25 protein-coding genes are annotated in these 25,607 nt (G+C 65.1%); 11 read left to right on the top strand and 14 right to left on the bottom strand.

Annotation, left to right across the window (positions count from 1 at the left end; all coding sequences use genetic code 11):
- Positions 1–172 precede the first annotated feature (172 nt).
- Complete coding sequence (locus AC2YJX_RS00305; protein ID WP_487254900.1) at positions 173–1,120, top strand: phytanoyl-CoA dioxygenase family protein; 948 nt, start codon at positions 173–175, stop codon at positions 1,118–1,120.
- 183 nt (positions 1,121–1,303) lie between these two features.
- Here AC2YJX_RS00305 and AC2YJX_RS00300 read toward each other — a convergent pair whose 3' ends face one another.
- Positions 1,304–2,620, bottom strand: coding sequence for a cation:proton antiporter (locus AC2YJX_RS00300; RefSeq protein ID WP_487254899.1), 1,317 nt, complete (start codon positions 2,618–2,620; stop codon positions 1,304–1,306).
- 183 nt (positions 2,621–2,803) lie between these two features.
- Here AC2YJX_RS00300 and AC2YJX_RS00295 point away from each other — a divergent pair, with 183 nt between their 5' ends.
- Both AC2YJX_RS00295 and AC2YJX_RS00290 read left to right on the top strand, forming a co-directional pair.
- The gene (locus AC2YJX_RS00295) at positions 2,804–3,430 is read left to right on the top strand and encodes a hypothetical protein (RefSeq protein ID WP_487254898.1); all 627 of its coding nucleotides are present in this window, start codon (positions 2,804–2,806) and stop codon (positions 3,428–3,430) included.
- A 193-nt stretch (positions 3,431–3,623) separates the two neighbouring features.
- Positions 3,624–3,911, top strand: a complete 288-nt coding sequence (locus AC2YJX_RS00290) for a 7(1) septoil knot domain-containing protein (protein ID WP_055401176.1) — start codon at positions 3,624–3,626, stop codon at positions 3,909–3,911.
- Positions 3,912–3,965: 54 nt separating this feature from the next.
- Here AC2YJX_RS00290 and AC2YJX_RS00285 read toward each other — a convergent pair whose 3' ends face one another.
- Entirely contained in the window at positions 3,966–4,811 is an 846-nt protein-coding gene (locus tag AC2YJX_RS00285) for a fumarylacetoacetate hydrolase family protein (protein ID WP_487254897.1), read from the bottom strand.
- A 280-nt stretch (positions 4,812–5,091) separates the two neighbouring features.
- On the opposite strand from AC2YJX_RS00285, the gene AC2YJX_RS00280 reads away from it, so the two are divergent.
- The gene (locus AC2YJX_RS00280) at positions 5,092–5,691 is read left to right on the top strand and encodes a chromate transporter (RefSeq protein ID WP_121420015.1); all 600 of its coding nucleotides are present in this window, start codon (positions 5,092–5,094) and stop codon (positions 5,689–5,691) included.
- A complete protein-coding gene (locus AC2YJX_RS00275; RefSeq protein WP_228895174.1) occupies positions 5,688–6,302 on the top strand; it encodes a chromate transporter in 615 nt (204 codons plus the stop codon). Before AC2YJX_RS00280 ends, AC2YJX_RS00275 begins: the two co-directional genes overlap by 4 nt.
- A gap of 50 nt (positions 6,303–6,352) precedes the next feature.
- On the opposite strand, the gene AC2YJX_RS00270 is transcribed toward AC2YJX_RS00275, so the two are convergent.
- A complete protein-coding gene (locus tag AC2YJX_RS00270; protein WP_218301006.1) occupies positions 6,353–7,519 on the bottom strand; it encodes an ABC transporter substrate-binding protein in 1,167 nt (388 codons plus the stop codon).
- Between the two features lie 288 nt (positions 7,520–7,807).
- Entirely contained in the window at positions 7,808–9,055 is a 1,248-nt protein-coding gene (locus tag AC2YJX_RS00265; RefSeq protein ID WP_487254896.1) for an IPTL-CTERM sorting domain-containing protein, read from the bottom strand.
- A gap of 780 nt (positions 9,056–9,835) precedes the next feature.
- On the opposite strand from AC2YJX_RS00265, the gene AC2YJX_RS00260 reads away from it, so the two are divergent.
- Positions 9,836–12,838, top strand: coding sequence for a hypothetical protein (locus AC2YJX_RS00260; RefSeq protein WP_487254895.1), 3,003 nt, complete (start codon positions 9,836–9,838; stop codon positions 12,836–12,838).
- Between the two features lie 57 nt (positions 12,839–12,895).
- Here the strand turns inward: AC2YJX_RS00260 and rlmB are convergent, their stop codons facing one another.
- Positions 12,896–13,642, bottom strand: a complete 747-nt coding sequence (gene rlmB / locus AC2YJX_RS00255; protein WP_056644258.1) for a 23S rRNA (guanosine(2251)-2'-O)-methyltransferase RlmB — start codon at positions 13,640–13,642, stop codon at positions 12,896–12,898.
- 142 nt (positions 13,643–13,784) lie between these two features.
- Positions 13,785–14,498 carry an ABC transporter ATP-binding protein gene (locus AC2YJX_RS00250; protein ID WP_055398119.1) on the bottom strand — a complete coding sequence of 238 codons (714 nt, stop codon included), beginning with the start codon at positions 14,496–14,498 and terminating at the stop codon, positions 13,785–13,787.
- Between the two features lie 15 nt (positions 14,499–14,513).
- Here AC2YJX_RS00250 and AC2YJX_RS00245 point away from each other — a divergent pair, with 15 nt between their 5' ends.
- Positions 14,514–15,194: an arylesterase gene (locus tag AC2YJX_RS00245; protein WP_228895166.1), complete on the top strand. Its 681-nt coding sequence runs from the start codon at positions 14,514–14,516 to the stop codon at positions 15,192–15,194.
- Between the two features lie 4 nt (positions 15,195–15,198).
- Here AC2YJX_RS00245 and AC2YJX_RS00240 read toward each other — a convergent pair whose 3' ends face one another.
- The 4 genes from AC2YJX_RS00240 to AC2YJX_RS00225 all read right to left on the bottom strand — a co-directional run bounded on the left by AC2YJX_RS00240 (position 15,199) and on the right by AC2YJX_RS00225 (position 18,213).
- Positions 15,199–15,390 carry a hypothetical protein gene (locus AC2YJX_RS00240; protein WP_218301002.1) on the bottom strand — a complete coding sequence of 64 codons (192 nt, stop codon included), beginning with the start codon at positions 15,388–15,390 and terminating at the stop codon, positions 15,199–15,201.
- A gap of 47 nt (positions 15,391–15,437) precedes the next feature.
- Entirely contained in the window at positions 15,438–16,286 is an 849-nt protein-coding gene (locus tag AC2YJX_RS00235; protein WP_487254894.1) for a DUF2189 domain-containing protein, read from the bottom strand.
- 110 nt (positions 16,287–16,396) lie between these two features.
- The gene (locus AC2YJX_RS00230; protein WP_487254893.1) at positions 16,397–17,635 is read right to left on the bottom strand and encodes a PLP-dependent transferase; all 1,239 of its coding nucleotides are present in this window, start codon (positions 17,633–17,635) and stop codon (positions 16,397–16,399) included.
- An 86-nt stretch (positions 17,636–17,721) separates the two neighbouring features.
- Positions 17,722–18,213: a BON domain-containing protein gene (locus AC2YJX_RS00225; RefSeq protein ID WP_436130177.1), complete on the bottom strand. Its 492-nt coding sequence runs from the start codon at positions 18,211–18,213 to the stop codon at positions 17,722–17,724.
- 142 nt (positions 18,214–18,355) lie between these two features.
- On the opposite strand from AC2YJX_RS00225, the gene AC2YJX_RS00220 reads away from it, so the two are divergent.
- The 4 genes from AC2YJX_RS00220 (at position 18,356) to AC2YJX_RS00205 (ending at position 22,690) form a co-directional block, all read left to right on the top strand.
- Positions 18,356–20,047 (top strand): SulP family inorganic anion transporter, encoded by a 1,692-nt coding sequence (locus tag AC2YJX_RS00220; RefSeq protein WP_121506524.1) that lies wholly within the window; start codon positions 18,356–18,358, stop codon positions 20,045–20,047.
- A 117-nt stretch (positions 20,048–20,164) separates the two neighbouring features.
- Entirely contained in the window at positions 20,165–20,938 is a 774-nt protein-coding gene (locus tag AC2YJX_RS00215; protein WP_055398112.1) for a GGDEF domain-containing protein, read from the top strand.
- A 10-nt stretch (positions 20,939–20,948) separates the two neighbouring features.
- Positions 20,949–21,803, top strand: coding sequence for a MinD/ParA family protein (locus AC2YJX_RS00210; RefSeq protein WP_121506525.1), 855 nt, complete (start codon positions 20,949–20,951; stop codon positions 21,801–21,803).
- A 119-nt stretch (positions 21,804–21,922) separates the two neighbouring features.
- A complete protein-coding gene (locus AC2YJX_RS00205) occupies positions 21,923–22,690 on the top strand; it encodes a sulfurtransferase (RefSeq protein WP_121422718.1) in 768 nt (255 codons plus the stop codon).
- An 81-nt stretch (positions 22,691–22,771) separates the two neighbouring features.
- Here AC2YJX_RS00205 and AC2YJX_RS00200 read toward each other — a convergent pair whose 3' ends face one another.
- The 4 genes from AC2YJX_RS00200 to AC2YJX_RS00185 form a co-directional block, all read right to left on the bottom strand.
- The gene (locus tag AC2YJX_RS00200; protein ID WP_121419998.1) at positions 22,772–23,656 is read right to left on the bottom strand and encodes a pirin family protein; all 885 of its coding nucleotides are present in this window, start codon (positions 23,654–23,656) and stop codon (positions 22,772–22,774) included.
- Between the two features lie 109 nt (positions 23,657–23,765).
- Positions 23,766–24,320 carry a flavodoxin family protein gene (locus AC2YJX_RS00195; RefSeq protein ID WP_436130175.1) on the bottom strand — a complete coding sequence of 185 codons (555 nt, stop codon included), beginning with the start codon at positions 24,318–24,320 and terminating at the stop codon, positions 23,766–23,768.
- A 111-nt stretch (positions 24,321–24,431) separates the two neighbouring features.
- A complete protein-coding gene (locus AC2YJX_RS00190) occupies positions 24,432–24,845 on the bottom strand; it encodes a DoxX family protein (protein WP_055398108.1) in 414 nt (137 codons plus the stop codon).
- A gap of 47 nt (positions 24,846–24,892) precedes the next feature.
- Entirely contained in the window at positions 24,893–25,594 is a 702-nt protein-coding gene (locus AC2YJX_RS00185; protein WP_121506527.1) for a pirin family protein, read from the bottom strand.
- Positions 25,595–25,607 lie beyond the last annotated feature (13 nt).

Here is a 25,607-nt window from a genome sequence, read left to right as displayed (position 1 = left end):
CAGGGTTCGGCGCGGGCCGTGCCTTGTGACCCCGAACCGTTTTTGATTTGCTCCATCCATGCACTCCCCGATCCCAAACACCACGCCCCCAACAGCGTCTGGCTCCTTGCCGCCCGATGCGGACAGGGGCGCCCTGCAGGTCCCACACCTCAAACGCTGTTGGTCACGCTGGATGGCCGCACGCCAGGGCCAGGGTTTGAAGGGCGCCGAAGCGGAGGCCCACCGCACACAGATCGTGCTGGCCGCGCTGGGTGTGGGGCTGGAGCAGACCATGCAATACGTGCTGCGCGAGGCCCCGGAGTTCGCTGCCTTTGAGGACTGGATCGTGCGCACGGCGGGCGCGCCCGATGCCGCCACCGTGGCGCGGATTCAAGCCCTTGTGGATGGCGGCCCGGCGCCCGAAGCGGCCTTGCAGCTGCAGGCCCGGATCGATGCGATGGAGCCCGTGCTGGATGCGGACGACCTGGCGCATTGGGACGAGCATGGCTATGTGGTGGTACGCCAGGCCACCACGCCAGAGCACTGCGTCGCCGCCGCACAGGCGGTGTGGGAGGCCGTGCGCGCCGACCCGGCAGATGTGGAGTCGTGGTACGACCACGCCCCGCGCAACACCATGGTGCAGATGTTTCAGCACCCGGCATTCGACGTCAACCGACGTTCCCTGCGCATCCACAAGGCATTTGCGCAGCTGTGGGGCACGGCAGACCTGTGGCGCAGCACCGACCGCTGTGGCTTCAACCCTCCAGAACGCCCCGGCTACCCCTACGGCGGCCAGGGCATGCACTGGGATGTGAGCCTGCACCAGCCTATTCCCTTTGCCACCCAGGGCATTCTGTACCTGACCGACACGCCCCCCGAACAAGGTGCCCTCACCCTGGTGCCAGGTTTTCACCGCCGGGTGGGCGACTGGCTGGCCCAGCTACCCGCTGGGGTCGAGCCCCGCCAGCAAGACTTGCATGCGCTGGGTGCCATCCCCATCGGCGCGGGCACGGGCGATCTGGTGATCTGGCACCAGGCCCTGCCCCATGGCCCCAGCCCCAATCGGGGCACGCAGCCCCGGCTGGTGCAGTACATCAACCTGGCCCCCGCCCATGTGCCTTGCCACGACACCTGGGTCTGAGAGGCTGAGAGTCTTTTATCCATGCCCGCCTTGCACGCGAAAACGCCTCGGCTCGGCTAAAAAACTCTCAGCCTCTGAGGTGCGGCGAGAGGGGGTCGCCCCCCAAAACTGCAAAAATCATAGCAACAAAACCATACAGATAAAGCGCCAAAGTTCATTTTCGATTGAACAGATCTTGCTCACTCACCGTGGCCGCTGTGCCTTGGTTTTGCGGCGCGTCTCGTAGCGCCGCATCAGCGGCGTTACCGACACCCCGTGCAGCAGCACCGACGCCACCACCACCGCTAGCGTGATCGCCAGCAGGCGCTGCGCAATCACCGGATGCAGGTCGTGTGTGATGGCGTACATGAGGTAGTAGATGGAGCCAATGCCCCGGATGCCAAACCATGCGATCAGGCGGCGCTGCGAGCGCTCTACCTTGGCGCCCACCAGCCCTGCATACACCGCCAGCGGGCGGATCACCAGCAGCAGCACGGGCACAAACCACAACACCTCGGTGCCAAAGTCCACCACCGAAAGCAGCGCACCCACCACCAGCACCACGGTCACTTCGGCCAGGCGTTCCAGCTGGGCGTTGAAGCGCTCGACCGACTCCATCATGTGGCCCGGCGCCTGAGCGGCCACGGGGGCTTCACCATCGTTGTTGTCGCCTTGCGCAGGCGATGCCACGGACGCAGCTGGCTCCGCCGCCGCGCGCCGCAGCGCCAACCCGGCAGCAAACACCGCCAGAAAGCCGTAGGTATGGCACAACAAGGCCACGCCATAAGCCAGCGCGATGAGCCCCAGCACCATGAACTCGTCCGGGCCCAGCGCCTCGCGGTGGCGGATGCGCAGGTACAAAATGGCCCGGCCCACAACCACGCCCAGCAGGTAGCCAATCAACAGGCCACCCACCACGGCCCAGAGCACGTCCACCGCCCACCAGCGCCAGCCACTCTCGCCCAGGTCGTGCAGCGACATCAGGCCCAGGCCCAGCATCACCAGCGGAAACGCCGCCCCATCGTTCAGCCCGCCCTCGCCCGTCAGGCCAAAACGCAAGCGATCACGGTCTTGCGGGTCGGACACCTGCACATCGGACGCAAGCACCGGATCGGTGGGCGCCAGGATGGCCCCCAGCAGCACGGCAGCACCCAGCGGCAGGTGCAGCAGCCACACGCCCACGGCGGTGATGGCGCCCACGGTGATCAGCATCGACAGGGTGGCCAGCTGCACCGGAATGCGCCAGCGCCGGTCGCGCAGGGGCAGATCCAGCTTCAGGCCCACGGTAAACAGCGAGATGAGCACGGCAATCTCGGTCAGCCGCTCCAGCAGCGGGGCATCACCCACCGGGTCCAATACCAGCAGGCCCAGCCCCCAGGGCCCAATGCCGACGCCCACGGCGAGGTACAGGATGGCCGAGCTGAGCGGCACGCGCGCGATGAAGGAGCTGGTCAGCGTCATCACCACCAGCAGCAGGCCGACCAGCACAAAGCCCAGGGCGGGAAGCAGCTCAGCGGTCATGGAACACGGACTGGAGGAGGAATAGGTTGCACGCGCATCCGGCCACTGTGCACGCCACCCGGGCCCACCGCTGCGGGGGTGCGGCCCCCCGGGCTGTCAGCGGATGTCGCCAATCGGTGGAGCGCCTTTCGGCGTTACCTGGCGTTGCATCTGTGCACAATTCCGTGACTCTTGTGAAAGCCCATGAACGTCTCCACCCTCCTCAAGATCGCCATGGCCCTGCTCGTGGCGTTTTTTGCCGTCGAGAAGCTCAGGGTGCACTACGCCGACCAGCGGCTGCAAAACCACGGGCTGGCCGCTGTCTCTCAGCCACCGGCCGACAGCCCCGTACAGGAGGCCACCAGCCAGGCGGCTTTCGAGTTCCGGGGGTACCAGGTCAAGCCACTGGCCACGTTTGCCGTGCGCGCACGGGTGTTGTCGCGCGAAGACTATTACGTGGGCAAGGAGGCCGAGCTGTCCCCTCTGGACCTGGCCCTGGGCTGGAAGCGCATGGCCGACCCTGCGGTGTACGAAGCCTTGAAAATCACCCAGGGTGGCCGCTGGTACCGCTATACCTGGCGCGACCAACCGCCCATCCCGCTGCAGGAGATCATCGAATCGTCAGCCAACATGCACATGATTGCCGCCACGCCCGTGGTGGAGCGGGCGCTCAAAAAGGCCCGTGCGGGGGCCTACATCCGCATCACCGGCAGGCTGGTGGAGGTGACACACCCCAGCGGCTGGCGCTGGACGAGTTCGCTCACACGATCAGATTCCGGGGCCAATTCCTGCGAGCTGGTATTTGTAGAGTCGGTGCAGGTGGAGAACTGACCCGCCACTGGGCCCTGGTTGCTCCTCGCACTCCCAATTTGATAGCTGCTTGCGCTTTCCCATCAAGCGCCAGGCCCTGTTTTTACTCAAAATCTTACATCTCTACAGGGCAACCCGGGGGCTGGCGCGCCCAAAGTCTGGATACCCTTGGAAGGACAAGCCCCCGCCCGAACCACCGCCCGAAAGGATGCCCATGGCCAAGATCCTGGAAGTGAAATACGAAAACCAGGCCGACGCCCACATTTGCGAGGTGGCGCATGAAAGCCAGGCCGACCTATGCTGGCACGAGGTGCACTACGCCACCCAGGCCAGCGGCGATGCGATCTGGTTCTTTGTGGCCTATGCCAACCAGGCCAGCTTCAAGGTCTACCGCGTCAAGCACGCCAGCCAGGCGGACCTGAAAATCTTCAGGGTCAGCACCCCGGAGCAGGCTGGCTGGCGAACCAAGGACCATCTGCTGATCGGCAAGCTGGGCAAATAGGTCCGGCCCCAAGAGCGCTGCGCCGTGTGAACCGCACCAGGCCCACCGCCCGACTCATCCCCCCACGCACTTTTGCACCTGCTCACCCAGGCCCGTGGCGCCCAGGCGCATCACATCACCGGGCTTGAGGAACCAGGGGGCGGGCTTTTGCCCCAGCCCCACACCTGCGGGCGTGCCGGTCAGCACCACGTCGCCGGGCTCCAGCGTCATGAACTGGCTGATGTACGACACCACGGTGGGCACGCCAAAGATGAAGTTGCGGGTGCTGCCGTTTTGCACGCGTTGGCCGTTGACTTCCAGCCACAGGTCGATGGCGTGCGGGTCGGGCACCTCGTCGGCCGTCACCAGCCAAGGGCCGATCGGGGCAAAGGTGTCGTAGCTCTTGCCCTTGTCCCACTGGCCGCCGCGCTCCATCTGCCAGGCGCGTTCAGACACGTCGTTGGCCAGCACATAGCCCGCCACATGCTGCAGCGCATCGGCCTCGGCCACCTGGCGCGCACGGGTGCCGATGACGATGCCCAGCTCGACCTCCCAGTCGGTCTTGACAGCGCCGAGCGGAATGCGCACATCGTCGTTAGGGCCGCTGAGCGCCGTCACGGCCTTCATGAACAACACAGGCTCGGCGGGCGGCTGCAGGCCCGCCTCGCGCGCATGGTCGGCATAGTTGAGCCCCACGCACACGATCTTGCCCACCCCAGCCACCGGGCTGCCCAGGCGCGGTGTGCCATAGACGGGCGGCAGGCGGCTTGCGTCGATGGCGGCCAGGGCAGAAAGCGTGCGCGGGTTGAGCTGGGCCGGGCCCATGTCGGGCAGCAGCATGGACAGGTCGCGCAGCGTGCCGGTGGCGTCGATCAGGCCGGGGCGTTCTGCGCCGGGCTGGCCGTAACGGATGAGTTTCATGGCGGGAAATCCTGGTGGGGTCGGCGAAAGGTGGCAGTCGCAGCCAGAGCCGCGCTGCGCCGACACGCAGCATAGCGGCACGCAACCCCCAGCGTGTACGCCAATCACCGGCCCTGCCTTGCCGCAAGACGAGGGCCACATCCCCTGCGCAGCCCGTGTGGCGCGCGTAACATGGTGCGGGGTGCACCGCAGCGCCAGCCGCGCACCCCAAATACTCCTGATTTAATAGCTTCCAACGCTTACCAGATAAGCGCTAGCAGCCATTTTTACTCAATTTTCCATGGCCACTGCCACCGATCTGCCCTCCCCGCCCCCGGAATCCCCACCCCGGCCCCAACCCCGCAACCCGTCCGATCTGTTCTGGTCTTTCACCTGGCTGGCCCTGCAAGGTTTTGGCGGCGTGCTGGCCGTGGTGCAGCGCGAGCTGGTGGAGAAAAAGCGCTGGATGACGAACGAGGAGTTTGTCGAGGACTGGGCCGTGGCGCAGATCATGCCGGGCCCCAACGTGGTCAACCTCAGCATCATGATTGGCGACCGCTACTTCGGCCTGCGCGGCGCGTTGGCGGCGCTGGCGGGCATGCTGACCTTTCCGCTGATCCTGGTGCTGGCCCTGGCCGTGGTCTATGCGCAGTTTGCCAGCCACCCGGCCGTGGCCGGTGCGCTGCGCGGCATGGGCGCCGTGGCGGCGGGGCTGATTGCGGGGGTGGGCATCAAGCTGTTTGTGTCGATCAAAAACCACCCCCTCGGCCGCCCGCTGTGTGTGGCGTTTGCAGCGCTGACCATCGTGGCCATGGCGTGGCTGCGCTGGCCGCTGTTCTGGATTTTGCCGGTGATCGGTGGCGCGGCCTGCGTGCTGACGTGGAGAAAGCTCGCGCCATGAATGCAGCCACCACCCTCACCACACCCTTGACGGCCCTGGGCGCCGGCGACTGGTTCAACCTGTTCCTGTACTACCTGTCGCTGTCACTGCTGGCCGTGGGCGGCGCCATTGCCACCGCTCCCGACATGCACCGCTACCTGGTGGAGCGCAACGCCTGGCTCACCGACCCGCAGTTCAACGCATCCATCGCCATTGCCCAGGCGGCGCCCGGCCCCAACGTGCTGTTCATCGCCCTGCTGGGCTGGAACGTGGGCATCAACGCAGGCGGCCCGGGCCTTGCAGGCTGGCTGCTGGGCGCCCTGGGCATGGCGGTGTGCATGCTGGGCGTGATGCTGCCCAGCAGCCTGCTGACCTGGACGGCCACCCGCTGGGGCCACCGCAACCGCGAGCGGCGCGGCGTGCGTGCCTTCAAGCAAGGCATGGCGCCGGTGGTCATTGGCCTGCTGCTGGCCACCTCGTGGGTGCTGACACGCGCACACGGCAGCTTCGACACCGCTTGGCCCCTGTGGCTGCTCAGCGCCGTGACCGTGGTGCTGGTGTGGCGCACCAGGCTGCACCTGCTGTGGATGCTGGGCGCCGGGGCGGTGCTGGGGGCTATCGGCTGGGTGTAGGCGATGGCAGAGGTGCCGCGCTTGGCACCCCTGCGTGACACGGGGCTGGGTCAGCTGATCCGGCGCCCGTTTTCCGCGTACACGGCCAGGTAGATCGCGTCGGAACCGATGTAGGGCGCCTTGTTGCCAAAGCCAACGTTGAAGTCCCCAAACGACAGCGCGCGGATGCTGGCCAGGCCCGCGCGAAGACGGTCGCGTGTGAGGTCCTTGCCCGCGTTTTTGAGCCCCTCGATCATGATCTGGCCGTTGAGCCAGCCTTCAAGCGCGCTGCCGCTGTTCAAGAAGGCCGGGTCAGCCCCGGTAGCCTTCATGGTGCTCTGAAACTTGCGAACCACCACCGATTTTTGCGAATTCGCGTCCGGAAACACCTGCACCAGCGCAAGGCCCCGTGTGGACGCAGCCAGCTTGGGCAGCTCGGACGAGATCACCGTAACCGACAGCCCCGCCAGCGGCACGCCCTGTGCCTTGGCACGGAAGGCCTGCACAAACGCGGTGTTGGCTGTGCCCGTGGTGGCCAGCAGGACGGCACCCGGGCGCTCTGCAGCCACCTTGTCGGCCAGCTCAGCGCCGTTCTTGCCGTCCACGGCCAGTGCAAACTCGCCACCGCGTTCGACCTTGATCTCGTCCAGCGCGCGGGACATGTCCTTGAGCACTTCCTTGCCAAACGGGTTGTCCAGGTACACCACGGCAATGCGTTTGAGGCCCATGTCCACGATCTGCTTGACCAGGCGCTGCGTCTCTTCGCGGTAGGTGGGGCGCAGGAAGAATACATGGCGGTTCTCAGGCGCACGCAGCGAGGTCGCGCCCGTCACCGGGCCCACGGTGGGAATGCCCTTGGATTCGATCAACGGCAGGATGGATGCCGTGTTGGCGGTGCCCAGCGGCGAGATCAGCGCGAACACCGACTGGGCCTCGACCATCTCGGTCACGTTCTTGAGGGTGCGTGCAGCCACATAGCCATCGTCCTTGGGGTCCATGCGGATTTCGCGGCCATGCACGCCGCCAGCAGCATTCACTTCAGCAAACGCGGCCTTCATGCCTGCCACCTGCTCGATGCCAGCCTGGCCCAAGGGGCCGGTCAGTGCGATGGAGCAACCCAGGTTGATGGTGCGGGCGGTCAGTGCTTCTTCGGCGGCCTGGGCCGTGTGGGCCCATGCGGGCAGGCCAGTGGCAGCAACGGCCTGGGTGGCGCGCAAGAGAAATTGACGACGGCTCATGGTGTGGGAGATCCCGAAGAAAGCAAAGGTGGGGCAGCCTAGCGGGAGCTGGGGAAACTTGCTGTCAGTTTCGCGACAGAACATACCCAGAAAGGACCGGCTCTCTCCGGGGGATGCAGTACTTGGCGACGGCAGCCTGCAGTGCACAGGGTGCCGAACCGCACGACACCCCGACATCGTGCGAGCCAACGCCGCACTCCGTGAAACTCACCGGGGCATGTTGTGGATCAGCAGATCACCGCACAACGGCGGCGTCTGTCTGCGTCGCTGCGCCCATGGTTTCTCGACCTACAGGCCCTTGCGCCGAATTGCAGCAAATCCCGCAATGGCCAGAAGTCCGGCGAGGAACAGCATCGCCCACTCGGAAAGGGAGGGGATGGTCGAGGGCGGAACGAATCCATCCAAGTTGTTGGTGAAGGTGCACGCGATGGCCGTCCCTGCTGCAGTGGCCGCAGCATCCAGCGTGACGGTGCGCGTCAAGAGGTCGTTTGTCTGCGTTCCACCTGAACCCAGGCCGGTGCAACTGATGGAAGCCAGGGTGTAACCCAAGGGTGGCGCTGCTTCAGTGATGGAAGTGCTGACACCCGCTGCGGTCAGCGTCTGCGTCGCCCCAGCCACGGCCGAGCCGGATGCCAGGGTCGTGATGGACTGGTTGGCAAAGCCGTTGCTGCCGCTGAAGCCAAACGTACCCACGCCACCATTGGAGATTTTGGATACCGTGATCGAAGGCACGGTGGGGGCTGCACACACGCCAGGGAGCGAAATCGCATTGGCGCTCGTCGTGACGGTTCCGCCCGACGTCAAGGCTCGGCCGGACAAGGTGGCACCGGCGCCCATGGACATACCGGCGTTTCCAATGACCGTTCCGATGAAAGTGGAGTTGGCACCCAGCGTGGTCGCGGCAGTGGGCGCCCAAAACACATTGCCGGCGCAAGCGCCACCATTGAGGGAAACGATGGAGTCGGCGGCGGTGTTGAGCGCCGCAGTCGTCGCCCCGGCGCCGGGGCGAAAGACGTAGATTCCAGAACCGTTCAGGGTTACCGTCGAGCCAATACTCATGGCTCCCGTGCTGGAGTAACAGCCAGGCGGGATCACTCCAGGCGTACCGCCGCTCACAACGACGGCACTGAGATCAACGGCGGAGCCGAGGGGAATGCAGGTGCCCAGTTGGGAATCCAGATCCGCCAACGCAATGCCTTGGTCGGCAATCTCGGTATCACACGGCGTTTTGATGATCCCGGTCACTGTGGTGGGCGCAGTGGACGGGGGGGTGGTGTAGCAAACCGAGCCGTTGATCGTGGTCGGATTTCCGCTGTTGGTAAAGGTGTCGGAAACGATGGCGAAGTTGCTGGCACTACCCAGCGGCGGTGCCGTCGCCGCCAATGCGCCACAGCTGTATGCCAGGGACAGCAGGGAAACAAGCCCCAGGCTCAGCAGCAAGGCGGGATTTTTTCGACCGAACTTGGACAGCAGCGGGGCAGCATCGCGTGTGGCGTACCCTGATTTGGTGAGGGTGGTTGTGCTGTCGGATGGCATGGTGTTAAACCTTCTGTGGTGACTTAAAAGTCATTAATCAAACAAAAACTTATCTTGTGTGACCCACAGTACTGCGCTTGTCTGCCCAGCGGTGCGATTTGCGCGACTTATGTCCACGGCGGCCATTAGTCGGGCAGTTGGCCTACACCCATGACCCCGTCGCGTTACACATGGGCGCCCCCTTGGGCAAGCCTTCCACGAATCGGCCCTGGTTGTGCCACGGCGATGCCTGAACCAGAACAGCGCTCACTTTGGGCCATTGGGCATTGGGGATGCGCAGTGCTCCCTGTGCAGAGGGGTGCGCAAGGGTCATTGCCCCCTATTGACCCCTATTGACCCCTTGCATGCTCACCTGCCACTCGCATTCCAGCGTCGCTCCGTTGCAGAGATTGCATCTACATGAGGGCCAAAGGCAGCGCGCGCGTCTGTCGCTTGTTCAAAAAGCAATACGGTTTAACGCCAAGCGGCTACCACTATCCAACGCACTTGCGGCTTGCCGCCCAACATCAGCAAAATGTGCATGCAAAGCCAGAGACTTGAGGCATACCCTTTTGAGGGATCAGCCGCTGATCATGCTTGCGAAGGAACAGGCTGATTGACTGGCTGCGGACTCATGCGGTGTATCTAAAGTGCCTACCCATGCCGAATGCACCCCGGCGCGATGTCTGAAGGAATTTTTGAACAGCGGCCTGGGGACTGTGCCGCGCAGCCACCCAGCCTCATGAATCGCCAGGGGTCCACACTTCCGGCATCCAGACAATGAACCAGGGAGACCCACACATGTCCGACGGACCACCCGCTTGTCGCCGCCACAGCACCTTTGCAGCCATGGCATTGAGCGCATTCGTTGGGCTGTGCGCGGCTCCGCAGGCCTGGGCGGAAGGCAGCCGTACGCTGTACCCCTCCACCTACCCTACCAGCGGCGGCACCTGTGCCAACACGCTCGACCGGGGATGCCGCGCCAACCTGGACCTCCAGCCAGGCAACCGCTATGTGGGCAAGGTCCAGCGCCGCACCTTCCTGTACGTCTACGCAGAGGCGGGCGAGTATGTGCTGCTGGGCTCCCGCAACCGCACGACGGGCGGCGACATCCTGGTCTACAACCCGCAGGATTTCGGCACACCGGGCGACGAGACCCTGCCGGCCAGCGCCGACTTCTCGTGCGCATCCAACACGCCGCCGCCGGGGAGCTTTGGCGGCAGCACTCTGGGGGAACTGAACTCCCGCGACCAGGAGCTCGCTGGCCCCCACAGCGCCGACGGCAGCGCTACCGTCACCAACGGGTTCGCGCCCTGCGCCTACCGTGTTCCCGCCACCGGGATCTATGGCGTGCAGTTCATGCCCGCCACTAGCGGCAACACCAATCTGAATGCCGACATCTTCAATCCGCTGCCCAGCACCTCCACCGTGGCCGCGTGGGACGTCACGGTGCGGGCCTCGGCCAGCAGTCTCAGCGATCTCAATGGCCGCCTGTTCACCTACGCCTGGCTGGGCTTCACGGGGGTGAACAACCGCCCTGTCTATTCACGCCACGACTACGTGACGCTTGATGGCTACCGCTACTCGCAGGCACTGGCGGGGCTCGATCCCAATGGCTTTGCGCTGTATGCCAACCGGCTGGGGTTTCTGGACAACGGGCATCCCCTGTACAAGGGTGTGCGCGGCAGCGACTCGTTTGTGACGAACCTGGCGGCGGGCCTGTCTGCCCAGCGGCCGGAGTTTCCGATTTTTTTCAGCAGCATCGCCCCCGCAGCCCCCCACTCGGCCGAGGTCAACAAGGTGCTCACAGCGCTGCGCATTCCGCTCACGCCCCAGCCACCTTTGCTGTCGGCCGCCACATTCACCGGGCGCCCGCCCAGCGTGGGTTCACGCACCCTGCCGGGTGCGGGCGGCACGTTCCGGCTTTCGATCACCGGTGCCTCCACCTTCCAGATCGTCGTGAGCCGCGACGGTGTGGATTTCAGCCCCTCCAATACGGCCAACGCAGTCATCACGGGTATCGCCGCCACGGGCACACAGGATGTGCCGTGGGATGGCAACGATGCCGCGGGCACCGCCTTTCCCGCCAGCGCCACGCCCTACGCCTACCGGGCATTTGCGCGTGCTGGCGAGATTCATCTGCCCATGATCGATACCGAGAACAACGGCAATGGCACCAGCACCGCCACGGCGACCTTTGGCGGCGGCCCCACCATCACCAAGCTCAACGGGCCGCAGGCTGGCAATACCACCGTCTATTTTGATGACCGGGGTTATGTCACCCAGAGTGGCACCCTGGTGGGTCAGCTGAACGGAACCCTCTGCCCCGGCTCCCCGCCACCCGCCTCCGACCCTGCGCAGGCCCTGGGCGGTGCGGATTCAACACTGGTCTATGGCGCTTCGTCACAGCTGTACCGCTGGTGGCCGCCCGGTGCCAATGCCAACGCCGACTGTGCGGCCACCGGCGGGTGGGGCGATGCCAAGGGGTTGGACCTCTGGACCTACATCACATCCCCGGCCGGCAATGGCGTGCTCTGGATTGACCCGCTCCTGCGGGATACAGCGGCGTCCATCTTTGTGCCTGCAGCGGCAAGGCCGGGCAGCGGGGTGCAGGGGCGCCTGACTTTTGCGAACCGTGGTGCAGACACAGCCACGGGGCTGCAGTACAGCCTGACCCTGGATCACAGCTGTGCCGATACGGCAGTGAGCTTCTCCAATCTGCCCACCGGTGCGTCCGCATCCTGCGTGGACACGCTGGGCCAAGGCCGCTACGTGTTCTCGGGCTTCCCGGCCACGCTGGCAGGCGGCGCGTCGGTGCTCGGCGCCGATCCCGCGGCGCCCATGGCGTTCTCGTACACAGCCCCAGCGGCCGGAACCGTGACTGCGGCCGCCACGATTTCCGGCCCCGTGCCCGATGACCTGCCCGCCAACAACTCGGCCACCGGCACCACGGTGATCAGCCCGGTGGATCTGCAAACCACCGCCAGCGCGCCCCTGACGGCGCTGGCTGGTGAATCGGTGACCGTCCTGGCATCGTTTGCCAACCTGAGCGGTACCGCAGCGACACCCTGGACACCCAGCATTGCCATCGGGGCGGCGCTGAACTGCCCCTCTGCCGTGCAACTGGTGAGCGCCCCGCCCGGGGTGACCATGGTCGGCTTCGACGCTGCCACCTGTGCGGTGGCCCTCTCCGGCCTGCCCCCCACGCTGGCCGACGGGCAGATCCTGTCGTTGAGCTTCCGCTACCAGGCGCCCACCCTGGGTCAGGTGCCCATCACCACGACGGTGGCAACCCCGGGGGACGCGCACACCGCCAACAACAGCGCCACGGCCACCACCACCATCGCGGTGGTGAACATGGTCATCAGCCTGTCGGGCATGCCGCTGCAAGCGATCTCCGGGCAGCCCTATTCCGGGACGTTTTCCTGCACCAATGCAGGACTGCTGGACGCCGTCGGTGGCACGCGCTGCGCCATCGACTCAGGACTCCCCCCGGGCCTGAGCCAGACCGGCTGCGTGCTGGACAGTACAAATGCGGCCTGGTCGGCGGGAGACACCGTGCCAGCAGGCGCCACCGTCATCTGCAATGTGGCCGGTACGCCTGTAACCATCGGGCAGATGGTGATTGTGGCCAGCACCGCCGCCGTGGGCGAGGCCATCCTGTCTGATAACACCGCCGCCCAGGGCTTGGCGGTGGTGCCCTTGCAAACCATCCCCACGCTCACACAGCCTGCGACCGTGGCACTGGCTGCGCTGCTTTTTCTGATGGCGGCGCGCCTGCGGCCCCGGCGCCGGGCGGGCTGATCGGCGTGTCCCGCAGGAACGGCCCCCCGCCGGCGCACTTGAGCGCCTGAGAGCGTTTCAGGTGCGCTGGCGCAGCGCCTCGTACAGGCACACGCCGCTGGCCACCGATACGTTCAAGCTCTCCACAGCGCCCTTCATCGGGATGCTGACCAGCTCGTCGCAGGTCTTGCGCGTGAGCTGGCGCATACCGTCGCCTTCGGCGCCCAGCACCAGGGCCACGGGGCCTTTCAGGTCGACCTGGTAGATGGTCTTGGGCGCGTCGTCGCTGGTACCGATGCACCAGATGTTGCGCTCCTTGAGCTCATTCAAGGTGCGCGCGAGGTTGGTCACCATGAAGTACGGCATGGTTTCGGCTGCGCCGCTGGCCACCTTGGCCACGGTGGCGTTGATGCCCACGGCGTGGTCCTTGGGGGCGATGACGGCATGCGCGCCCGCTCCATCGGCCACTCGCAGGCAGGCGCCCAGGTTGTGCGGGTCGGTCACGCCGTCCAGCACGAGCAACAGGGGCTGCTCAATGCCGGCGGCTTCCAGGTCTTCCAGCAGTTCATCCAATGAGGTGGCAACCTTCACGGGCTCTACCCGCGCAGCCACGCCCTGGTGGCCATGGCTGCCGGCCAGCTTGGCGATGCGCACGCTGTCGGCTTCGATCAGGCGGGCACCGGCCTCGCGGGCGCGATCGAGAAACTGGCGCATGCGGGCATCGCGCCGCGTGGCTTCGTAGTAAATCTCGATGATGGATTTCGGCGCGGTCTTCAGACGCACGCCCACGGCGTGAAAGCCGAAGAGAACTTTGGGGCTGGACATGGGGGGATTATCCGCTGGCGCAGGGCACCGGCTTTGGAAAACTATCAATTTGATAGCTGCTAGCGCTTTATGAATAAGCGCTAGAGGTCAAAAACACTCAAAAACCTGGTTTCCGCCTCCCTCTCAGCGCGGCAAATTGCGCTTACACGACCCGCCCGGCTTCGATGGTGATGCGCCGCTCGCACTGCTCGGCGATGGCGCGGTCATGGGTGACCAACACCAGCGTGGTGCCCTGCTCGCGGTTCAGGTCGAACATGAGCTTCATGATGGTTTCGCCGGTGGCAAAGTCGAGGCTGCCCGTAGGCTCATCGGCCAGCAGCACGGCAGGTTGCACCACAAACGCCCGCGCCAGCGCCACGCGCTGCTGTTCGCCACCCGAGAGCACCTTGGGGTAGTGAGAGAGGCGCTGGCCCAGCCCCACGCGGGCCAGCATGTCGGCGGCGACCTTGCGGGCATTTTTGCGAACTTCAGGGCGGTTGGCCAGCTCCAGCGGCAGCATCACGTTCTCCAGCGCGGTGAGGTTGCCCATGAGCTGAAAGCTCTGGAACACAAAACCCACCTTCTGGGCCCGCAGCGCAGCGCGCTCATCCTCGTCGATGGCAAAGAGGTCGTGGCCATCGAGCCGCACCGTGCCACGGCTGGGGGTGTCCAGCCCCGCGATGATGGACAGCAAGGTGCTCTTGCCCGAGCCCGACGCGCCCACGATGGCGGCGGTTTCCCTGGCGGCCAGGCGGAAATCGATATCCCGCAGAATGTCGAGGGTTCCGGTGGAATCCGTGACCGATTTGAAGACATGCTCCACGGCAATGATGGGTGTGGCAGCAGCTGTCTTGGGCAATGGAGAGGATTCGGACATGAAAGGCTCTTTACTTTGATTCGATATCAGCAACGGCGCCACTTTATCCTGCGCGCCTCTATCGGGCTTCTGGTGGGGCTTTCGGCGCCCTGCGCCATGGCCCAGGCAACGTCCAAGACAGCGGCCGCGCCGATTCGCCAGCCCGTGATCCTGGTGCTGGGAGACTCTCTGAGCGCCGAATATGGCCTGGCACGTGGCACGGGTTGGGTGGCCTTGCTCGAAAAACAGCTGACCCAGGAAAAGCTGGCCGCTACGGTGGTCAACGCCAGCGTGAGTGGGGAGACTACTTCGGGCGGCCGTTCGCGCCTGGCGGCGCTGCTGGCGCAGCACAAGCCCAGCCATGTGGTAATTGAACTGGGCGGCAACGATGCCCTGCGGGGATTGCCGCTCAAGAACACGGAAGAGAATCTGACGGTTATGACGCAGGCGGCGCAAAAGGCCGGGGCCAAGGTGCTGCTGGTGGGCATGCAGGTGCCACCCAACTATGGCACCGACTACGCCAACAAGTTCGCGGGCCTGTTCACCACAGTGGCCAAGGCCCAGAAGGTGGCCGTGGTGCCCTTCTTCCTGAAGGGGGTGGCCGACGGGCCCGATCCGACCCGCCTGTTCCAGCCTGACCGCATCCACCCGCGCGCCGAGGCGCATCCGCAGATGCTTGCCAATGTGTGGCCGGAACTGAAAAAACTCTTGCGCTGAGGGCTCAGGCGCCGGGAGCGCCTGTGGGCTGGTCCGGGGCCGCAGCATCGCCGCTGGGTTGGCCGTCAGCGGGCTGGTCGTCGCCTTGCGGATCGTCCGGCCTGCGCTGTGTTTTGGACCTCAGCTTCTCTTCCTTTTTTTTCTTTTTGGCGAGTTCGCGCTGGCGTTTTTCGTATCCGTAGTTGGGTGTTGCCAAGGTAATTGCTTCCTGAAGTTGAGACTCACTGTAACAGCATGGGTTTTTCAAGCCCCCGCTGGGGGGCGTTGGAGCGGGATGACCGATGCGCGGTACGCATGCCAGCTTGCAAAGCCCAGAACCGGCCCGGCCACCAGCAGCCCGATGCCCCAGAACCAGAGGGAAAACACCACGAGGGTGGTGATAAGTGCGCCCCAGAGCAGCATGACCAGGGGATTCTCCAGCACCACGCGCATGCTGGTGATACCGGCCGTAAGCGCATCGGTGTCTCGGTCCAGAATCATGGGAATGGACACCACGGAGGTGGAGAACACCAGCGCTGCAAATACGCCGCCCACCACGAGGTACACCGCCACAAAACTCCAGTTCTGCGGGCTGAAGACCGCCTGCAGCACGCCCGTGGTGGACGGCATGCCGGTGTTGAAGAACACGGCAAACACCACCAGCGATGCACGCCCCCACAGCAGCTCCAGCACCACAAGCACCAGCACCAGCATGCCCATGCTGCCCATGTGGCTGTCCCAGCAGGTGAGCGATTCGCTCAGCTCGGGCTTGAGCCCCGCCTCGCGCCGACGGCTGGTGTCGTACAGCCCCATCGCCAAGAAGGGGCCTACCAGCAGACAGCCACTCGCCAGGGACATGGTGTATTCAGGCCGGGTGCGGAACACCCAGCCCAGCACCAGCGCCATGCACCAGAAGCAAACGCCATAAAACAGGGCAATGCCGGGAGCCGCGCGCACATCCTGCAAGCCCCTGGCCAGCCAACGGAACGGGTCCGCCAACCCCAGGCGCTGCAGGGTCACGGGCTGGGCCACCGAGGTGTCTGGCGCCGGTTGCTGGGCCGGATCGGCACACGCAGGGAGAGGGTTGGAGGAATCCGATGGGGTGGCGGTCATTCGGGCAGTTCTTGGAAGTGGCAGCGGGACACCCGCGAACACTCACACTAAGCCAGCCCTCGGCGGTGCGCCACTGAGGAAACTACCACCCCGCGCAAAAAAGACAGGCCTCAGCCTGCCGGGAAGGCGTGCTCCAGGGCCTGCTGCAGATCGCGCCGCAGGTCTTCCACCGCCTCCAGCCCGATCGAAAACCGCACCAGCGTGCCCGGCTTCAAGTGTGCGGGCGGGCGGCTGCGCATGCTCGCGATGTTGTAGGGCACTACCAGGCTCATGGGGCCGCCCCAGCTGTAGCCCAGCTTGAACAGCCGCAGGCCGTCGCAGAACGCATCCACCTGCTTCTGGGTGTAGCGGGCATCAATCATCACGCTGAACAGGCCCGCTGCCTGCCCCGCCCCGACCTGCCCTGCGCCACACAGTGCCTTCCAATGTGTGTGGCCGGGCGCTCCTTCCAGCGCGGGGTGCAGTACCTGCGCGATGGCGGGCTGCTGCTGCAGCCATCGCGCCAGAGTGCGGGCCGCTTCGTCATGGGCGCGGTAGCGCAGGCCGATGCTGGGCAGTGCGCGCAGCACAGCCTCTGCGTCGTTGGCCCCCACCCCCAAGCCCAGCCGCATGTGGGTGAGCTTGATCTTCATGTGCAGGCCCGGGTCCCGCGTCATGACGCTGCCCATCAGCACATCGCCACCGCCACTGGGGTACTTGGTGAGCGCGTGGGCCGAAATATCGACCCCCAGGCTGCCATCACCTGTGAGGTCAAACGGCGCAAACGCGAGACCCGCGCCCCAGGTGTTGTCCAGCGCCGTGGTCACGCCCTGTGCGCGGCAGATGCGCACCTGCTCGCACAGGTCGGGAAACTCCATGCTGACCGAGCCCGGAGCCTCCAGCCACACCAGCCGGGTTGCAGGGGTGATGCGGGCGGCCAGATCGGCTGGGTCGAGCGGATCGTAAAACCCATGGGTGATGCCAAAACGCGCCAGTTCACCATTGGCAAGGTCTTTGCCAGGGCCGTAGGCGTTGTCCGGGATCAGCACTTCGTCGCCGGGCTGAAGCAGGGCCAAGGCCACGTTGGCAATGGCGGCAAGGCCGCTGGGAACCAGCACGCACTGCAGGCCGCCCTCCAGCGCACACAGGCGCTCTTCCAGGATGAAGGTGGTAGGTGTGCCGTGCAGCCCATAGGTGTAGCCGCTTTTGTCCTTCCATTCGCGCGAGCGCATGGCCGCGACGTTGGGAAAGATGACAGTGGAGGCCTTGTAGACCCCCGGCTGGGGTGCTACGAAACCAGCAGGAGGAACGTAGTCATGGTGGACGATGCGGGTGGCGAGGTCGGTGTCGTGCTCTTTCATGCCAACCATGGTAGCGCGCCGCCAGGGCGTGAACCCGGGCGGCGCGTGGTGTGAAGCGCTGTTTGCGGCGCCGGGGCTGATGCCAGCCCGCGCGCTTAGCTCGCGCTGACCACCAGCTGATTGTTCACAGAACTAACGCCATTCACGGCCTTGGCAATGCCTTCGGCGCGCTCACGGGCCACGGCGGAGGGTGCGGGGCCTTTCAGCGTCACACGGCCATTGGCTGTATCGACATCAATCTTCACTGCGCTCAGGTCGGGGTCCTTGGCAAGGCTGGCGCTGATCTGTGCGGTGATTTCTGCGTCACTCAGAAAAACCATGCCCTTGTTGGCGGCATCCTTGGCCGAAGATTCTGCACTCGCAGCACCCTGCTCCACCTTCGTCTGAGCGTTCTCCATGGCACTTTCGGCCTTGGCGCGGGCTTCGGCGGCGGCCTGCTCGGTCTTTTCGACGGCGGAATCCAGGCGCTGGCCCACAGTCGGCTCTTCCTTCTTGCCGCAGGCAGACAGGCCCAAGGCCAGGGCGCTCACGGCCAGGATGGTTGCAATACGGTGTGCAGGACGCTGGGAAATCTTCAGATTGTTCATGCGGAAACTCCTTGCGGTTGAAACATGGCGAGACTGTAAACGCAGGCAGGTGCGCACTAGGTCGGATGCAGCCTAGGCACCTGTAGGACGATGCCGCAAATTGCGCAAAGCTGGCCCGATGCCGAGGCGCGACAATGTACCCATGGCTTTTTCCGCTGCGTCACTCACCCGTTGGTTCCCCTTTTTGTCCTGGCCCCGGCCAGACCGCACCCTGATCAAAGGCGAGTTCTGGGCGGGCATGACGGTGGGCCTGATGCTGGTGCCGCAGGGGGTCGCCTACGCAGCGCTGGCGGGCATGCCGCTGGTGACGGGTATCTATGCCTCGCTGATTCCTGCACTGGTGGCGGTGTTGTTCAGCGCATCGACGCGGCTCGGCGTGGGGCCGACAGCGCTTACCAGCCTGCTGATCGGCGCGTCACTCACAGGCTTGGCCGAGCCGGGCAGCGCGCAATGGGTGGCCATGGCAGCGTGGATCGCTTTGCTGTCGGGCCTGCTGCAGCTGGTCATGGGGATGGCGCGGTTCGGCTGGCTGCTCAATCTTGTGACGTCCCCCGTATTGAGCGGGTTTACCCAGGCAGCGGCGCTACTGATTTTGGGCTCGCAGCTGGCCGCACTCACCGGATTACGGTCAGACTGGGGGGCGCTGCTGTCAACGCCTTCGACCGGGCTGTTTGACCTCACGGCGGCGGCTTTTGGCCTGGGCAGTCTGGCGCTGCTGATTTTGGCCCGCCGCTGGCGGCCGAATTTTCCTGCAGCCATTGTGGTGGTGGGCGCGGCCGGCGCCCTGAGCTGGGCCCTGCACTATGCCGACGCTGGCGGAGCCGTGGTGGGCGCGTTGCCCTCGGGCCTGCCGGCTCCGTACTGGCCCGGTGCGCTGCCATGGTCCAGCTTTTCTGCGCTGGTGATGCCGGTGCTGGTCGTCACGCTGGTGAGTTTTCTGGAGACGGCGTCCAGCGCCAAGGTAGAAAGCCAGCGGTCCGGTGAGCGCTGGAATGAGAACCAGGACCTCATTGGCCAGGGCCTGGCCAAAATCAGCAGCGGACTGTTTGGCAGCTTTGCGACCAGTGCCTCGTTCTCGCGCTCGGCCATCAACCTCTATGCGGGCGCCAAAAGCGGCTGGGCCACGCTGTTTGCCATTGCCCTGGTACTCGTGGTGCTGCTGTGGCTCACTCCGGCGCTTTACCACGTGCCGCAGTCGGTGCTGGCTGCCGTGGTGGTAACCGCCGTGACCAGCCTCATCAAGCCCGGCATGCTGCTGCGCCTGTGGCGGGTGTCAAGGGTAGAGGCCGTGATCGGCGGCATCACCTTCGCACTGACGCTGGCCACGGCCCCGCGCATGTACTGGGGCGTGCTGGTGGGATTGCTGATGAACCTCAGCCACTTTCTGTACCAGCGGCTGCACCCCCGCATCATTGAAGTGGGCCTGCACCCGGATGGCAGCCTGCGCGACCGGCACCTGTGGCATCTGCCCGCTCTGGCTCCCCGGCTGCTGGCGCTGCGCATGGATGCCGAGCTGGACTTTGCCTCGGCCAGCGCCCTGGAGCGGCGCGTTACCGAGCACCTGGCTACCCATCCCGATGTAGTGCACCTGTGCCTGATGGCCCAACCCATCAACCGGATCGACGTGACGGGCGTAGAGACCTTCGCGCAGCTGTTGGCCCTGCTGCAATCACGGGGGGGCACATTGCACCTCAGCGGCCTCAAGCTTCCCGTAGAGCAGGTTCTGCGCCAGGCCGGTTTGCTGGAGCCCGGAACGGGCCTCGCGATGTACCGCACCGACGCCGAAGCACTGGTAGCGCTGCAGCAGCTTCCGCAGCCGGTGGAACGGGTGTGATGCAGGAGCCTTCCCCCCCCCTTTTCCCAGTACCGCTGCGGGTTTCACCTAGACCTGGGGCGGGGGCCCTTCCCGCTGGCGCACTGGTACACTGCACAAACTCTTTTTGCTCCATTTGTGTCTGACTCTGCGGCCTCTCATCTGGTAGATCTGCGCGACCTTCGCCTGGATACTGCCCACGCGCTGGTGGCTCAGGCTGGCGGCAGCGAAGCAGCGTTGCACCGCGAGGTGCCCTCGCGCTACCTGCAGGGCCTGATCGACGGACTGTGTGAACTCTCCCTCAAAGACCCGCTCACCGGTCTGGCCAACCGCCGGCACTTCCGCGCCGTGCTGGAACGCGAAATCGACCGCGTCACCCGCTCGGGAGAGGCAGCATTGCTGCTGATGCTCGACATTGACCATTTCAAGAAGGTCAACGACACGCATGGCCATCTGGCTGGCGACATCGTGCTGCAGTCGGTGGCGCGCACGCTCAGTGCCTGCGTGCGCCCCATGGACACGCTGGCGCGCTACGGTGGCGAGGAGTTCGCCGTGGTGCTCCCCGCATGCCAGGCCGGCTTTGGCAGCGTGGTGGCCGAACGTATCCGGCGTGCCGTTGCCAACACGCCCATCAAGGTCTCGGGCTCGGTGGAACTCCACGTCACGGTGAGCATTGGCGGCGCCTTTGCCCTGCAGTGGATCCGCTCCACCACCTTGCTGTGGACCGATCGTGCCGACCACCAGCTCTACCAGGCCAAGGCGGCAGGCCGCAACCGCGTCAGCATTGAGGAGCAACCCGACAGCACTGTCAGTGCCGAAGAGAAAAGCCTGTTGTTTGGCCCGCTCTACACCCCCTCGGGTTGGGGCGACCTGCCTCCGGTGGACCCCAACCCAACAGGCAGCGCCTACTGAAAGTTAGAAGATGAGCGACGCGCTGTCCCCTCCCCCACCCACATCGCCAGCGGCTCCTGCTGGCGCCGCCTCACCCTCGCACTCTGCAACGGGTGCCCGCATCATTGCCATCACCAGCGGCAAAGGCGGGGTTGGCAAGACCTTTGTGTCGGCCAACCTGGCTGCGGCCCTCACCCGCCGTGGCCAGCGCGTGCTGGTGCTCGACGCCGACCTGGGCCTGGCCAACCTGGACGTGGTGCTAAACCTGCACCCCAAAATCACCCTGCACGACGTCTTCACCGGCAAGGCCACGCTCGAAGAGGCCGTGATCCAGGCCCCGGGTGGCTTCAACGTGCTGCTGGCAGGCTCGGGCATGGTCGAGTATTCGCGCCTCACGCCCGAGGTGCGCAATCAATTCCTGAGCGTGATCCAGGCGCTCACGCCCCAGTACGACGTGGTGCTGCTGGACACCGGCGCCGGCATTTCCGACGTGGTGCTGTTTTCCATTTCGCTGGCGTCCGAGGTGCTCATCGTGGCCACGCCCGAACCCACCTCGCTGACCGACGCCTACGCCGCCATCAAGGTGCTGGCCATGCAGCAAAAGCGCCAGCATGTGCGCATGGTCATCAACCAGGCCGCGCGTCCAGGCGACGGCCGCGCCATCACCAGCCAGCTGCAGCAGGTGCTGGACCGCTTTGTCACCACTGAATCCGGTCGCCCGATGCGCTTGATCCACATGGGCGACATCCCGGCCGATCCCTCGGTACGCGACGCGGTCATGCGCCGCCAGTTGTTGCTGCTGCAAACCCCGGGCTGCCCTGCGGCCCTGGCGATTGCCCAATTGGCCAACAAGATCGAAACCACGCTGCTGACCCCGGCCGCCTGAGACGCTCGCAGGCGCCACAGCCCGGCAGCAGCGCGGTGCCCCCGCTGGCCTCAGCGAGTTGCCTTGACCGAAGTGAAAGCGCGCCCCTCGCTGCGCTCATTTGATTTGCCGTGAACCCCATCGACACCGTCCTGAACATCTCCTGCTACAAGTTCGTGCCTTTGCCCGATGCGGCGGCCCTTCGCGAGCTGCTGCATGCGCGCGCCACGGCGGCGGGACTCAAGGGCACCATCCTTCTGGCCGAGGAAGGCATCAACTTCTTTCTGGCGGGCGCGGCCGAGGCCGTGCGCGGGTTTGTCGATGCGCTGCGCACCGATGCCCGTTTTGCCGATCTGGAGCCCAAGGAAAGCTGGTCGGCCACGGTGCCGTTTCGCAAGATGCTGGTCAAGGTCAAGCGCGAGATCATCCGTATGGACCACCCCACCATCCGCCCCGCCCAGGGCCGCGCGCCCTCGGTGGACCCGGCCACCCTGCGACGCTGGCTGGCGCAGGGCCATGACGATGAGGGGCGCGAAGTGGTCACGCTGGACACCCGCAACGCCTTCGAGGTGGACGCTGGCACCTTCGACAACGCCATCGACTGGCGCATCGACAAGTTCACCGAATTCCCGCCAGCCCTGCGCGCGCACAAGACCGAGCTGCAGGACAAGACCGTGGTGAGCTTCTGCACCGGAGGCATCCGGTGCGAGAAGGCCGCGATCCTGATGCGCGAAGAAGGCCTCTCGCATGTCTACCAGCTCGAAGGCGGCATCCTCAAATACTTTGAACTGACCGATGGCGCGCACTACCACGGCGGCTGTTTTGTGTTCGATGAACGCAGGGTGCTGGCGGCAGACCTGTCTACCGACCCCTTACCCACCGACAGCGAAAACGCTATCAATAAGTGAGCTTATAGCGCTCATCCATCAAGCGCTAGATGCCAATTTTGCTTGAAATTTCAGGCATTCAAAGCCAACAATTTGGCCAAGTCAGGCCTTGAAGCGGCGCTCTGGCAGTGGAATCCACTCCACCTCCCCCGGCACCTGCCCCATGGCCTGGGCATCCCAGTCAGCGGCAGCCTGCACGATGCGGTCCTTGCGGCTGGAGACAAAGTTCCACCACATGTGGCGCGGCGCATCCAGCGCGTCGCCACCGATCACCATCAACCGCACCGGGGTATCACCTGCAGCAAGGTGTGTGGCCTGCCCGGGCTCCGCCACTGCCAGAATCTGCGCAGCCACGGTGTCTCCGTTGAGCTGGACCGGAGCATCCACGGTATAGACCGCCATCTCGGGCACCAGCGCCGGAATCTCCAACGTGGCACCGGCGGGCAACTGGACATCCAGGTACAGCGTGGGCGAATAGGTGGCAACTGGAGAGGTCTGCCCGAAGGCTTCTCCAATCAGCACCCGCACCGTGGCATCTCCCACCAGCACTTGCGGAATGGCAGCGGCAGGCGTGTGCACAAACGAAGGCTCTGCCTCTTCATGGGTCACCGGCAAAGCAGCCCACAGCTGAATGCCATGGTTCACGTAGGCCTGGTTTGCGAGACTCTCCGGGCGGCGCTCGGAATGCACGATGCCGCGCCCCGCCGTCATCCAGTTGATGGCACCGGGCTCAATCTGCTGCACATAGCCCAGGCTGTCGCGGTGCATGATGGCGCCAGAGAACAGGTAGGTCACGGTGGCCAGGCCGATGTGGGGGTGAGGCCGCACATCGTGGCCCGCATCGGGCTCCACCGTCACCGGACCGAAGTGGTCAAAAAACAGGAAGGGCCCCACCGCCTGGCGCTGCACGGCGGGCAGCAGGCGCCGTACCGTGAAGCCACCACCCAGGTCCTTGGCTTGGCCCGACAGACGCAGGGAAGCGTTCATGACAGCACCCCCATCGCATCGACGACAGAGACAAGGTCAAAAAGGTGATTCATCGGGTGGCTCCTTGAGGGCTGGACAACAACGCCGCCAGCCTACCAGCTTCAGCGGTTCAGCTGCCCAGCTTGGCAGCTATCTCTGCCACACGCTGGCCAAACTGCTTGCCGGTTTCCAGGTCGCCAGGGAACATCTCGGCGGCCGAGGCGTCCGATGGCGACTGCGCCATGGCGCCACTGAACGAGCCGATCCAGTTCACATCGTTGCGCGTGGCGGCCTTGGAGTTGGCGGGCATCATGCCGTTGCCCACCCACAGGCCGCCGTGCTGCATGGCCAGGTGGAACATGTAGTCCAGCGTGATCTGCTTGTCGCCATTGGTGCTGGCGCTGTTGGTAAAGCCTGCGAACAGCTTGTCCTTCCAGGCCTGGCTGAACCAGGGCTTGGACGAGGCGTCGGCAAACTTCTTGAACTGCCAGCTGGGGCCGGCCATGTAAGTGGGCGAGCCAAAGATGATGGCGCTGGCAGCGGCCAGCGTTTCCCAGCCGCCTTCGGGCAGATTGCCCTCGGCATCGATGGCGATCAACTGGGCGCCAGCGCCCTCTGCCACGGCCTGCGCCAGGCGCTGTGTGTGACCGTAACCCGAGTGGTAAACAACTGCGATGTGTGCCATGAGAAAACTCCTGTTGAAACGAGGGGAACAAGGAAAGCGAGAACGGCGGAAGAACGGATTGAATGCTGGAAACCACAGCCCTGCGGTCAGCAGGCCTTTTGAGGGGATCGCTCAGCGGCCCGACTGGCGCGCATCCAGGCTCCAGCCGCCTGCGCCAAACGCTGCCAGTGCCAGCAGGCCGCCGGTCACGCCCACGTTCTTGAAGAACATGAGCTGCTGCATCATTTGCTTGTCAGCGGGCAGGTCCCAGAACGCATGAAAGAAGAAGCTGGCCACCAGCGTGAAGAATGCCAGCGCGAGCGCTGCCAGACGCGTGCCAAAGCCGAAGATCAGCGCCAGGCTGCCCAGCACCTCGACCGCAGCGGCCACGGCGGCGGCCACGGTGGGCATGGGCAGGCCTACCGACGTGATGTAACCGACAGTGCCAGCAAAGCCGGTGAGCTTGCTGATGCCCGCAGGCAGAAACAGGGCGGCCAGCAACAGGCGCGATGCGAGAGCCAGGGGGTTTTGCAGGGATGTGAACATGGTGAAGAACTCCGGGTGAAAGTGGGTTGAAGAATGAACGTCGAATGTCAGGCGGCCAGATCAAACACCAGCACCTCGGCGTCGTGGCCATCGGTCAACGACAAGGTGGTTTCCTTTTCCATCAGCAGCGCATCGCCGCCCGACAGGGCTTGCCCATTGGCGCTGAGTGCACCGCGCACCAAGTGCACATAGGTCTTGCGGGCGGGGTTCAGCGCCAGCGTGGCGGATTCAGCGCCATCCAGCAAGCCTGCGTACAGGGCCGCATCGGCATGGATCTTGACCGAGCCCTGGGCGCCGTCGGGCGATGCCACCAAGCGCAGGGCGCCGCGCTTTTCAGCCTCGGCAAAGGTCTTTTGCTCGTAGCTCGGCGGGATGCCACGCACATTGGGCTCGATCCAGATCTGCAGGAAGTGCGTGGTCTGGCCTGCAGCGTGGTTGAACTCGCTGTGCTGCACACCGGTGCCTGCGCTCATGCGCTGCACGTCACCGGGCGGGATGCCCTTGATGTTGCCCATGCTGTCCTTGTGGGCCAGTTCGCCCGACAGCACATAGCTGATGATTTCCATGTCGCGGTGGCCATGGGTGCCAAACCCCGTGCCCGGTGCGATGCGGTCTTCGTTGATGACCCGCAGGTTGCCAAAGCCCATGTGGGCAGGGTCGTAGTACCCGGCAAACGAGAAGCTGTGGAAGGAATTGAGCCAGCCATGGTCGGCGTGGCCCCGGTCTTGCGATTTACGAACAGTCAGCATGTGAGTGCTCCTT

Source organism: Acidovorax sp. SRI_002 (genome assembly GCF_057586455.1).
This window is presented reverse-complemented; position numbering and strand designations above follow the sequence as displayed.